Genomic DNA, 637 nt, shown 5'->3' with positions numbered 1-637 from the left:
GTTAACGCGAAGTTGGGGGCAGCGGGGCGAGGATGGTGGTGCCGGAGACCGACGCCATGATCCTGAACGCCCTCGCCGAGAAACTCAAACGTCGCGCCAGGGACGATTTCAAGGGTCGCCATTTCGAGGCGCCGCTGATCATTCAGGCGGTGACATGGTATCTGCGCTATCCGCTCAGCTACCGTGATCTCGAAAGCCTGTTCGCCGAGCGCGGCTTCGACGTCGACCACGCCACCATCAACCGCTGGGTTCTGACCTACGCGCCGATGATCGATAAACGTCTGCGCCGGTTCCGCAAACCCCATTGTGGTTCGATCCGTGTCGACGAGACCTACATCAAGATCCGTGGCCAGTGGCGCTATCTCTACAGAGCCGTCGACAAGCAAGGGACGCCGGTTGATTTCCTGCTGACCGCCCACCGCGATCTTGCTGCGGCCAAACGCTTTTTCTGCAAGGCGCTGAAGGACTGCCCCTTGCTGGCCCCGGACAAGATCGGCACTGACGGAGCCAGCGTCTACCCCGCCGCCATCAAGGATGGGGTCGCCGGAGGCATCCTTACCCCCAAGGTCACCCATCGCGTCTCAAAGCACCTGCAGCAGGTGATCGAAAGCGACCACTTCCGGCTCAAACAGATGAT

Annotated in this window: 1 protein-coding gene; it reads left to right on the top strand. The window is 61.1% G+C overall.

Features of this window, described 5'->3' with window-relative positions:
* Positions 1 to 56: 56 nt before the first annotated feature.
* Positions 57 to 637 (top strand): IS6 family transposase (locus IE243_RS23005; RefSeq protein ID WP_191321594.1); only part of this gene is annotated, 581 nt, incomplete at its 3' end.

Origin of the sequence: Camelimonas fluminis (assembly GCF_014656355.1) — a bacterium.
GTDB classification, from domain to species: Bacteria; Pseudomonadota; Alphaproteobacteria; order Rhizobiales; family Beijerinckiaceae; genus Camelimonas; species Camelimonas fluminis.
The sequence above is the reverse complement of the archived record's forward strand: the minus strand, read 5'-3'. Positions and strand labels throughout refer to the sequence as shown.